8 protein-coding genes are annotated in these 12,076 nt (G+C 44.2%); all 8 read left to right on the top strand.

The window, feature by feature from the left end; genetic code table 11:
- Nucleotides 1–8 precede the first annotated feature (8 nt).
- The 8 genes from ppc to MHI51_RS27305 all read left to right on the top strand — a co-directional run bounded on the left by ppc (nucleotide 9) and on the right by MHI51_RS27305 (nucleotide 11,321).
- Nucleotides 9–2,801 carry a phosphoenolpyruvate carboxylase gene (gene ppc / locus MHI51_RS27340; protein ID WP_038573414.1) on the top strand — a complete coding sequence of 931 codons (2,793 nt, stop codon included), beginning with the start codon at nucleotides 9–11 and terminating at the stop codon, nucleotides 2,799–2,801.
- Nucleotides 2,802–3,314: 513 nt separating this feature from the next.
- A complete protein-coding gene (gene sigW, locus MHI51_RS27335) occupies nucleotides 3,315–3,881 on the top strand; it encodes an RNA polymerase sigma factor SigW (RefSeq protein WP_036681288.1) in 567 nt (188 codons plus the stop codon).
- A 121-nt stretch (nucleotides 3,882–4,002) separates the two neighbouring features.
- On the top strand, nucleotides 4,003–4,617 hold the full coding sequence (locus MHI51_RS27330; RefSeq protein ID WP_036681404.1) for a zf-HC2 domain-containing protein: 615 nt from the start codon (nucleotides 4,003–4,005) through the stop codon (nucleotides 4,615–4,617).
- Between the two features lie 214 nt (nucleotides 4,618–4,831).
- Nucleotides 4,832–5,662 carry a diadenylate cyclase CdaA gene (gene cdaA / locus MHI51_RS27325; protein WP_036681290.1) on the top strand — a complete coding sequence of 277 codons (831 nt, stop codon included), beginning with the start codon at nucleotides 4,832–4,834 and terminating at the stop codon, nucleotides 5,660–5,662.
- Entirely contained in the window at nucleotides 5,655–7,115 is a 1,461-nt protein-coding gene (locus MHI51_RS27320) for a YbbR-like domain-containing protein (RefSeq protein ID WP_081387644.1), read from the top strand. The genes cdaA and MHI51_RS27320 overlap by 8 nt, the downstream gene beginning before the upstream one ends.
- An 88-nt stretch (nucleotides 7,116–7,203) precedes the next feature.
- Nucleotides 7,204–8,544 carry a phosphoglucosamine mutase gene (glmM, locus tag MHI51_RS27315; protein WP_076129780.1) on the top strand — a complete coding sequence of 447 codons (1,341 nt, stop codon included), beginning with the start codon at nucleotides 7,204–7,206 and terminating at the stop codon, nucleotides 8,542–8,544.
- Between the two features lie 640 nt (nucleotides 8,545–9,184).
- On the top strand, nucleotides 9,185–11,017 hold the full coding sequence (glmS, locus tag MHI51_RS27310; RefSeq protein WP_076277827.1) for a glutamine--fructose-6-phosphate transaminase (isomerizing): 1,833 nt from the start codon (nucleotides 9,185–9,187) through the stop codon (nucleotides 11,015–11,017).
- 178 nt (nucleotides 11,018–11,195) lie between these two features.
- Nucleotides 11,196–11,321: a helix-turn-helix domain-containing protein gene (locus MHI51_RS27305; protein WP_081383471.1), complete on the top strand. Its 126-nt coding sequence runs from the start codon at nucleotides 11,196–11,198 to the stop codon at nucleotides 11,319–11,321.
- Nucleotides 11,322–12,076 lie beyond the last annotated feature (755 nt).

Raw genomic sequence — 12,076 nt, 5'->3', positions numbered from 1 at the left:
GGAGCAGCATGACCGAACTTACGACTACCGTCAGCAAAAGCAACTCTAACAATCTGCTGCGACGGGACGTACGGTTCTTGGGGAACATTTTAGGAGAGGTCTTGGTTCACCAAGGCGGTAACGAACTGCTAGAGATCGTGGAGAAGATCCGCGAGACCAGTAAATCGCTACGCTCACTATTTTTACCTGAACTGCATAGTGAATTTAAGGAGTTAATCAATTCTTTGGATCCGGAGAACCGTCATCAGGTAATAAGAGCGTTCGCCATTTATTTTCAATTGGTGAATATTGCCGAACAGAACCACCGGATTCGCCGTAAACGTGACTATGAACGTTCAGCTGGGGAGACAGTACAACCCGGTTCTATAGAAAGCGCTATTCAAGAGCTTCGTGAACGTGATTTCTCTCATGAGGAAGTCAACGAGATTATTGAAGGATTGTCTCTGGAACTTGTAATGACGGCACATCCAACGGAAGCTATGCGCCGTGCGATTCTCGATATTCATAAACGGATATCCGATGATGTTATGGGTCTTGATAACCCTACCTTAACTTTCCGTGAACGTGAACAGCTTCGCGAGAAGTTATTGAATGAAGTGATTACGCTTTGGCAAACGGATGAACTGCGTGACCGCAAGCCTACAGTACTCGATGAAGTGCGTAATGGAATGTATTATTTCCATGAGACGATTTTCCATGTATTGCCCGACGTGTATCAAGAGCTTGAACGCTGTCTGAGCAAATATTATCCAGGACAGAATTGGCATGTGCCAACCTACTTGCGTTTTGGATCATGGATTGGCGGAGACCGTGATGGTAACCCATCGGTAACCTCAACAGTCACTGCGCAGACTTTACGCATGCAGCGTAAGCTGGCCATTCGTGAATATCAGCGTATTATGCGTGAACTCATGAAATATCTAAGCTTTAGCACAAGTATTGTTAAAGTGACGCCTGAGCTCGTAGAATCCATCGAAGCTGATCGTCAGATCATTAACCTAGGCAAGATGGAAGAATGGCGCAATGACAATGAACCTTACCGTATTAAACTTAGCTACATGATCTCTAAGACACAAAATGTTTTGGATGATGAGAAAAAAGATACTCCTGAGCGTTATGCTACACCTGAGGAGTTCATAGATGATTTGAATGTCATTGACCGCAGTCTACGGCATCACTACGCCGACTATGTGGCCGATACTTATATTAAAAAGCTAATCCGCCAAGTGGAGCTGTTCGGATTCCATACGGCAACTCTTGACGTGCGTCAACACAGTCAAGAACATGAGAATGCCATGACAGAAATTTTGGCGAAGATGAACATTTCGCCGGATTACTCTAAATTGACGGAGATTGAGAAGATTGATCTGCTGGAGAAATTGCTGAATGATCCACGTCCGTTGACCTCTTCTTACCAGACGTATACTGAAAGTACAGAGGAGTGTCTGGCTGTTTACCGGACGATCTTCGCATCGCAGGAAGAGTACGGCAAACAATGTATCACCAGTTATCTGATCAGTATGGCTGAAGCTGCGAGTGACATTCTGGAGGTTATGGTCTTCGCCAAAGAGGTAGGACTATTCCGCAAGGATAACGACGGTACAGTTGTATGTACCCTGCAAGCTGTACCACTTTTTGAAACGATTGATGACTTGCATGAAGCACCGCAAATTATGAACACACTGCTCAATATGCCGATCTACCGTGATGCGGTAAGAGCAATGAATGATTTGCAGGAAATCATGCTTGGATATTCAGATAGTAATAAAGATGGCGGCGTGGTTACTGCTAACTGGGAACTGCGTGTTGCCCTAAAAGAAATTACAGCGACAGCGGATAAGTTCGGAATCAAGCTGAAGTTCTTCCATGGTCGTGGTGGAGCGCTCGGTCGCGGGGGTATGCCACTTAACCGCAGTATTCTTGCTCAGCCTGCTTCGACAATTGGCGGCGGGATTAAGATTACCGAGCAGGGAGAAGTAATCTCCTCCCGTTACTCCATGCAAGGGATTGCTTACCGCAGTCTGGAGCAAGCGACATCTGCGCTTGTAACAGCAGCAATTAGTGCGAGAGTGCCACAAGCGGATCTTTATGAAGAGAAATGGGAAGAGATTGTTGCCCGTATTTCTGAGGTCTCGCTGAACAAATATCAGGATTTGATCTTCCGTGATCCGGATTTCCTGACTTATTTCAAAGAATCAACACCTCTGCCTGAGGTAGGAGAGCTTAATATCGGTTCCCGTCCTTCCAAACGGAAGAACAGCGACCGTTTTGAAGATTTGCGTGCAATTCCTTGGGTATTTGCATGGACACAAAGCCGTTATTTGCTCCCAGCCTGGTACGCTGCTGGAACCGGACTGCAGAGTTTCTATGAGGGTAAGGAAGAGAATCTGAAGATAATGCAACATATGTATGAGAACTTCTCATTCTTTACTACACTGATAGATACGCTGCAAATGGCTATTTCAAAAGCGGACTTGATCATTGCTAAGGAATACGCCAGCATGGGCAAGAACGAGGAAGCACGTCAACGGATCTTTGGCCAGATTGAAGATGAATTTAATCTGACCTCTGAGCTAATCCTGAAGATTACAGGCCAGCAGGATATTCTGGATAACGTTCCTGTGATTCAAGAGTCGATCAGACTCCGCAATCCATACGTTGATCCGCTTAGCTACCTGCAGGTTCAATTGCTATCTGAGCTTAGAGCGCTCCGTGAAATTGATGGAGATGATAGCGAGCTGCTTCGCGAAGTATTGCTTACCATCAACGGCATTGCCGCCGGTCTTCGGAATACCGGCTGATATAGTCTTAACAACAAAAAGTCCGCCCTATTTGGGGCGGACTTTTTTTGCCTAATACAAGTTGTTGTGATCATAAACTGTATATTGCTGCTGTGAACTTTATTTGTTCCTAAATATTGGAGAGTCATACCCGATATATCTTTATTACCCTACCCAAGTAACCGAGTTGTAATCGGAGGTAATTAACGTGGCACTTATTACTTCGGTGATGGAGCAGCGTAGAGAATATTTGGAACTGTAGGAGCGCCAGCGTTCGCCTTTATCCTCAGATTTCGACCGCTATATGCGGTTTCTAATCAGGAAATCAGAGGATAACAGCGACCGAAAGTCCAACATTCTTTAGAATGCTATCGTATTCACACCGTGTTTTATTCCTAAAAATTAACTCAGTTTACATAGAAGGTTACAATACAATCCTTGATTTTTACACAAACTTGAATTACGATTTAATTGCTTGTACCGTGGATATTTGCGAAGAAATACCAAGGGCGGCAAGTCTGGGGGAGTTAACAGGTGGAGAATTTGGAAGGCAGATTGACAAAGCTCGCCTTGAAGGGCGACCAAAGGGCATTTGCCGAGCTTGTGGAACTATATAAAGACAAAATATATCATTTAGCTTACAGGATGTTGAACAATCGCCATGAGGCGGAGGATATTGTTCAGGAGACCTTTTTGCGTGTGTATAGGAATTTGGATCGTTATGATGATAAACAGAAGTTCTCCACATGGATTTACCGGATTGGAACGAACCTCTGTATTGATAGATTGCGTAAACGAAAACCAACCTATTCGCTGGATGCTGAAATGAACGATCAGGAGGGCCTTGATGGCTATTCATTGATTCCGAGCGACAATGTGACACCTGAGACCGAACTATTGCTCTCTGAGACGCAGGGGCTAATCTATGAAGCGATTGACAGTCTGCCTGTGAAATACAGGTCGGTGATGATTCTGAGATACCTGCAGGATCTGTCCCTTCAGGAGATTAGTGATGTCCTGGATATGCCCGTGACCACGATTAAGACGCGTGTACATCGAGGCCGTGAATTTTTGCGTAAAAAATTAGGCCCAAAAATGTAAAAATAGATTTTATTTATGAAACATCTTTTCGAGAGCGACGTATGTAAGTTAAGCAAGTCTTATGTGTCCTGACCCTTTGTCTTAGGATAATTAAATAGCACTCATGAAAGGATTGGCTCCTATGGAATGCAAACTGGCCGTCTCTATGATGCATGACTACTTGGATGACGACTTGCCCGAACAGCAGCAGAGGGAATTGAAGGAGCATCTTCTATCCTGTCCAGATTGCCGTGCAAAGTTTAAAGAATTGGAACAGACAGATATGTTGATGTTCTCCCTAATGCATCAGAATCCTGTAGCTTCAGATGATCTTGTGAGCCGGATAATGAGTTCATTGCCAAAGACTAAGAAAGAAAAAGCCTTTATTACCTGGATCAAGAGGCACCCTGCACTTACAGCGGCATCTCTATTCCTTGTCGTTATGCTGATGAGCACCGTAACTTTTTGGAGTCCAGACAGACAACTTGTAGTTAGAGGTGTTGATTTGGATCAAGTAGTCATCAAAGGGGATACTGTAATTGTACCTTCCGGCAAAATAATTACCGGAGACCTTACCATAGAGAACGGTAAAGCACAGGTATATGGAGAAGTGAACGGCAACGTGACAGTCATTGACGGATCTCTATATCAGGCTTCAACAGCTCATATTTCTGGGCAAGTCAAAAGCATAGACCAGGCAGTAAGCTGGTTCTGGTATAAAGTGACGAACATGTTCTCTGAAGTTGCCTACCGTTAATGCGGGCAGTGGTTATCTTGAGCAGGAATATTAATTAGCGCCTCTTTTTCCGGAAAGATGGCGCTTTTTTGTTTCCTTAAATTGGGTGGTTTCGGAAAGGATTGAGGGACTAAACTTGCAACTGAAGCCCGAACGTTATAACCTAGATATGTTACAGAGCTAACAGACATTTTACATAAACCCAGCTAATTTGAAATGACGGGGGTTTTAGGCAATGAGTTATTTTACTGAGCTAACATGGAAAGATTCCATTAAAGATATAATTGATATCCTAATCGTCAGTTACATTATTTATAAAGTGCTTAATATGGTACGCGGGACGCGGGCAATTCAGCTTTTAAAAGGGATACTGGTCTTGGTCTTGATTTGGGCGGTAAGCACAATCTTGGACTTGTATACACTTAAATGGCTAATGAATCAAATGTTTACATTCGGGGTCCTAGCTGTCTTTATCATTTTTCAGCCGGAACTACGAAGGGGACTGGAGCAGCTTGGACGGGGCAGATTTTTCGGACGGGCTGGAGAAAGTGATGAGGAGATCAGTAAGTTAATCGGCGAAGTGATTAAAGCCGTGAATTATTTATCTCGCAGAAAAATAGGAGCGTTAATCGTTTTTGAGCGGGAGACGGGACTAAACGAATATACAGAGTCAGGTATACCCATGCGTTCCCTGGTCAGCTCAGAATTGCTCATTAACATTTTCATTCCCAATACACCTCTGCATGACGGAGCCCTTATTATGCAGGGAAATCAGATTGCTGCGGCTGCTTGTTACTTGCCTTTGTCCGAGAATCCTTTTATCAGCAAAGAACTGGGAACCCGGCATCGGGCTGCTATAGGAATAAGTGAGGTTGCGGACTCGGTGTCTGTCATTGTCTCGGAGGAGACAGGGCAGATTTCCCTTGCGATCAATGGCCAGATCGTGAGAGACATTAAGGAAGAATCTATGATATCGAAGCTCCATCAAGAGCTTAGTGTAAGTTCATCGCTGAAGGAGAAGGGTTCAACTTTCTGGAAACGGAAGGGGGACAAGAATCATGGATAAGTGGATGAACAATAACAATTTCAATAAGATTCTGGCCCTTGTGTTTGGGATCATTTTGTTTACGATGGTTCATGTCGATACTGCGCCTTCTGGACAGACAACAGTGGATATTAAAACAAAAACTATTGAGAATGTGAAGATTGAAGTGACCGGTCTTGACGAGGACAAATATGTCCTTGAACCCTTGGCTGTCGATAGTGTCAGTCTGGAGGTAGCGGGTAAAAATTCCGATATCTCCTTTCAGTTCTCGGATGACTATAAAGTGATGCTTGATCTGAGTAAGGTTGAACCTGGAGACACCACATTGCCACTTTACTATAAACTACCCAAAGGTGTATCTCTGGTAAGAATGAATCCTAAAGAGGTTACTGTACATGTAGAACCGCGAAACACGAAGTCTTTTCCCATAACATTGGTTACAAAGGGAAAACCTGCAGCGGGCTATCAAATAGGCACGCCTGTCCTGCAGCCTACAGATACTGTAAAAGTGACACTTGCGGATAATGAACTAAGCAAGGTAGCCAAGATACAAGGGACTATTGAGCTTAACGGTGAGAACGAAACCTTTGTAGAAAAAAAGCTGAAGCTACACGCTTATGATAATAATGGAAATGAAATTAAAAATGCTGTAATTGAGCCTTCTACTGTATCTGTGGAATTGCCGATTACCTTACCTTTTAAGAGTGTGCCGCTGGAGATTGGCTTTACTGGGCAACTTCCAGATTCACTCGTATTATCCAAAGTGACCCCTGAGCAGGAAACGGTCGTAGTGTATGGACAGGCAGAGGCTTTAAAAGCTTTATCTGCTTATGAAGCTACAGTCGACCTTAGTGCAATAGATTCTGCTGGAACGAAACAAGTGAAGGTTGATCTGAAGGCACCGGCTGGAACGGAGAAAGTTATGCCAGAAGCTGTGAATGTTTCATTAACCATCTCAGAAATTGCTGAGCGGACGATTGAGGCGGTACCCATCAAGCTCCAAGGCGTGGGGGATGATTTGGAAGGAAGTATTGTTAATCCTTCAAGCAAGGAAATTGCGCTTACCTTAAAGGGTGCACCTGCTTTACTTGATCAACTTGATAAGAAAAATATAGGGGTTGTGGCTGATGTTAGCGGACTTTCAGCTGGAACTCACGAGGTTTCTTTGCGGGTATCATTACCCAAGTTCATCGCATTAGCCAATGCAGGTGTGCCACTTACTGTGACCGTGCAGCTGCTATCGCCTGCAGCACCAGTCCCTACGCCTCATCCAGATACGGGGGGTGTGACTACTCCTGAGCCGAGTTCTGAACCTGTTATAGGCGATGTGGAACCTACGGAGAAGCCCACGCATAGTGGAGAGGCTGGTGGAGCAACACCAACGCCTGTCCCGACGGATAACAATCCGGAGAATAACGGCACAGCTAACACAAGTACGAATTCCGAGAATCCTGTAAGTACAGGCGGGACGTAATCTTTTGAGCCCAGAGGTACACCAAAATAGTATGCAATTCATATGATAGTACATTAAGCTAACGTAGCGTATTCAAAGGAGAAAAATAATGGGGAAGTATTTTGGAACTGACGGTGTGCGGGGAGTAGCAAACCGTGAATTGACTGCAGAAATGGCTTATAGTATTGGCCGTTGTGGAGGATATGTACTAGCGGGTAACTTGGATAAACCGAAGGTTGTTATCGGAATGGATACACGTATTTCCGGTCCTTTATTGGAATCCGCGCTGATAGCGGGCTTATTGTCTATTGGAGCCGATGTAATCCGTATAGGCGTAGTGAGTACCCCTGCTGTTGCTTATATTACGAGATTGTTAAAAGCAGACGCAGGCGTCATGATTTCAGCTTCTCACAATCCTGTAGAGGATAACGGCATTAAGTTCTTTGGTGGGGATGGCTTCAAGCTTACAGATGAAACTGAACTGCGCATTGAAGAGCTTATGGATGCTGAGGTAGATGAATTGCCACGTCCTATCGGTTCGGGTTTAGGTATGGTTACCGTAGATAATGATGCTAAGTATCTTTATCTGGAGTATTTGAAAACTACCATTTCTCAGGACTTTAAGGGAATCAAGGTTGTACTGGACTGTGCGCATGGCGCAGCGTATGAGCTTGCTCCAAGACTGTTCAGAGAGCTTGGCGCTGAGGTTATTTCTATCGGGGCTGAGCCAGATGGATTGAATATTAATGATGGATTTGGTTCGACACATCCAGAGACTTTGCGTGAAGAAGTCTTGCGTCATGGAGCCGATTTGGGACTTGCTTTTGACGGAGATGCTGACCGCCTGATCGCTATTGATAATAACGGTGATGAAGTTGATGGCGACTTTATCCTTTGTATTTGTGGTGATGCCATGAACCGTGCAGGTAAGCTGAAGGATAGCACGATTGTATCAACCGTTATGAGTAACATCGGATTCTATAAAGCTACCGAGAAATTATCCCTGAATACTGCTAAGACAGCTGTAGGGGATCGTTATGTTATGGAAGAAATGCGTCGTGGGGGCTTTAATCTAGGCGGAGAACAGTCTGGACATGTTATTTTCCTGGATTACAATACAACTGGTGATGGTATTCTTACAGCTATTCAGCTGGTAGATACGCTTAAGGCTACAGGCAAACAGCTTAGCGAAGTTAAGAGTATGATGACTAAATACCCGCAAGTGCTGGTTAATGTTCGTGTACAGGATAAGACTAACTACCCTAATAACCCGGCTATAGAAGCGGCTATCGCTGAAGTGGAAGGTAAGCTAGGTGACAATGGCCGTGTGCTTGTACGTCCGTCAGGTACGGAATCTCTAATCCGCGTTATGGCAGAGGGACCAGATAAGTCAGATCTAGATCTTTATGTGAATCAAATTGTGGAAGTAGTTCAACGCGAATTGGTATAATCCATTACCCTAACTATAAGGCTGGTGCAGTGTGCGGGAGCGATTCGAACTCGTTGCACCAGTGTTATTTTATTTTAGGATTGGATCGTTTGAACTGCTTTTGTAAAATTTAGGTTGATGCGCCATTGCCAAAGTACTACAAGGTGCATATAATAGATTAAGTGTCATTCTAGAAGGAAAGCGGGGATTGTGAGGTTAGCAATAGCAAGCGCCAGAGCTTGGTCTAGCGCGGGGGAGAAGGGAAAGCTGCTTACTTGTTATGTAGGCTATGGCTTGAACGGATCACGGCAGACGTAAGCTGACGAGGTGGAGGTGTTCGAAATGTTCGGCGGGGACCTCCCGGTGATGCACCAGAGCCGTAAATGGATACGGAAAATGAAAGGGCGACCTTTCACACAACGTTTTCATGGGTGCAACAAATTATATTATTCATGTGTGCGCGCATCAGAAGGAAACACGTTATTTCTGCCACGGCAGAGGAGAAGGCTGTGCATTTCATGAACATTAGAATGTAAGTGACAGTTTATTTTGTTGATCCTAAAATACAACAGAATATTTGCTTTTTCTCAAAAACATGCCGCACGGCACGTTTCTTTCCTTATGCCGCCACATTACGATAACTCGGACGGGGGAAATTATAATGTGTGGTATTGTAGGATATATTGGTAATCAGAATTCGCAGGGGATCTTGGTTGAGGGTTTGAAGAAATTGGAATATCGTGGATATGATTCCGCTGGTATTGCTGTATTTACCCAAGAAGGACTGCAAGTAGTGAAAGCTCAAGGCCGTTTGGCGAATCTGCAGTCGAAGCTCGAAGACAGCCCGCTGGCAGGTAGCGCGGGTATCGGACACACACGCTGGGCGACTCACGGTAAACCATCCGATGAGAATTCACATCCACATACGGATAACAGCATGAAGTTCTCGGTAGTTCATAACGGTATTGTCGAAAACTATCTGGATCTGAAAGAAGAGCTGATCGCTGGCGGATGCCACTTTGTCTCTGAAACCGATACAGAAGTTATTTCACATCTGATTGCTCGCGAATATGACGGAAATATCGTGAAGGCTGTACAAAAAGCGATTACGTTCATGCGTGGTGCGTTTGCATTAGGTGTCCTGACTGAATATGAGCCAGATAAACTGGTGGCTGTGCGTCAAGCTAGCCCGCTCATTATCGGTCTTGGCGAAGGAGAAAATTTTATCGGGTCAGATATTCCGGCACTGCTTGAATATACCCGTAACGTATATATTTTGAACGACGGCGAAATGGCTGTGCTGACAAGAGATGCTGTCGAATTGATGACGATTGAAGGCAACTTTATTTCTCGGGAAATGATTACTGTCGATTGGGATGCAGTTACCGCAGAAAAAGGCGGCTACGAGCATTTCATGCTGAAAGAAATACACGAGCAACCTAAGGCTTACCGCGACACCATGCGTGGTCGTATCAATGCCGAAGGTAACAAGGTTGTATTGCCTGAACTGAACATGACTGAAGAACAAATCAAGAACATTCGTAACATTCAAGTCGTTGCTTGCGGAACGGCATACAACGCAGGTGTGGTAGGACGTACTATGATCGAATCTTTGGTTCGTATTCCAGTTGAAAATGATATCGCTTCGGAATATCGTTACCGTTCACCAATCGTGACTCCAGAAACTTTGGTTATCGTAGTCAGCCAATCCGGTGAGACTGCAGATACTTTGGCAGCTCTGCGTGAAGCGCAAGCTAACGGGGCACACGTATTGGCGATCACTAACGTAGTGGGCAGCTCTATTGCTCGGGAAGCAAACGATGTGTTGGTAACCTTGGCGGGTCCGGAAATTGCAGTAGCTTCGACCAAAGCTTACACTTCACAATTGATCGCATTTGGATTGTTTGCTCTTTACTTGGCTGAAGTTCGTGGTACACAAACCGAAGCACAAGTTACTAAGATTCTTGCAGCTATGCAATCTCTACCAGAGCAAGTAGAAGAGATCCTAGCTCAAAAAGAAGCGATCAAAGGTTATGCTGAACAAATTTCTGAGCACAAAAACTTGTTCTTCATCGGCCGTGGCGTAGACTACGCTGTTGCTCAAGAAGGATCCTTGAAGCTGAAAGAAATTTCTTATATTCACTCCGAAGCTTATGCTGCAGGTGAATTGAAACACGGTACATTGGCTCTGATCGAAGAAGGTGTTCCAGTTATTGCCCTGGCAACTCAGGAAGCTGTACTTGAGAAGACCGTCAGCAACATCAAAGAAGTGAAAGCTCGTGGCGCAGATGTGCTGGCAATCACGCACCAAGAGCATTTAACTGACCTGCTTAGATCAGTTGATCAAGTGTTCGTGATTCCTAAAACACTTCCAATGCTGACAGCAGCTTTGTCCGTAGTGCCTCTGCAATTATTGTCCTATTATGCTTCTCTTGCGCTGGGTCATGATGTGGATAAACCACGTAACTTGGCGAAGAGTGTTACTGTGGAGTAGAATTGGTGATGTAAAAGTACAGTTGTTTGACTAATTACATTAATGTGTTGTTCTGAACATTAAAGTATTGTTTTGAGTAACAAAATTGCAATAAAATGAGTGTGGAACAGCAACACTGACATCTAGAGCCGTCCTGAAAATACAGGGCGGCTTTATCTTTTTTTTTATATGGGGGAAGATGATCTCACAAGGCCGACTTAGTGAAATTGAGCAGGGAAAGACTAAACCCTCTGCCGAAACTCTAAAAGAATTAAGGAAAGAAATTAATGTTGATTTAAACTGGTTATTCGACGAGGATATTTAATTTTGTGAATATGTTGATGGTGTGCTACCCGCGTACGTTCTTTAATAGGTAATTGGAAATGGAATATAATGAGGAGGACGCAGCCCAAGCGAAGGCGCGGGAGCGTTCTTTTTATTAAACTAACGGGAGGATATCCCTCAATTCAATGTTTTAAGTACGGCAGCATAACGAAACAGTAGTTCATTAGCGTTCGAACCAAAACAGTGAGATACAGACAACTGAAGCACGGATGAGTCGGAACGAAACTATCATACGGACGAAGATCCTGTCAGGCAGCATATCTGACCTCCACCTCATGGACAGGTTGAATGAAGGAATGTGGGAGCTAGGCTGTGAGACTTGGGAGGGTTGACCTCCATGAGGAATGTGGAGATCCATAAGTGCAACCATACTTTTCCTAGATAACCACTTTCTTCAGGGTGTGGTTAAGGAAATGTTCTTTTGCGCTTTTCCTCATCCCAACATTTTCTTCGATTTCAACTTGATTCCACCATGAAGTCGTCTGCACTGAACGAATAAAATCAGAAACCTAAGATATTACGAGCATTCAAGAGAAAAGTGATTCCTCATAGAGGGAGAATAGTTTAACAAAGGACAGGATACCGAAGCACCTGTTCTTCAATAATTTCACCATACTTCGGCTACTCTTTGTAAGTGGATTGATCTGTGTCCATGTAGACTACACATTAAAAGACTTATTAGAACATAATATTACATAGAGGAGAATTGGAGATTATTGCGTAAGGAAATTAATA

The organism is Paenibacillus sp. FSL H8-0260, assembly GCF_045040625.1.
Lineage (GTDB): Bacteria > Bacillota > Bacilli > Paenibacillales > Paenibacillaceae > Paenibacillus_AQ > Paenibacillus_AQ odorifer.
The sequence above is the reverse complement of the archived record's forward strand: the minus strand, read 5'-3'. Positions and strand labels throughout refer to the sequence as shown.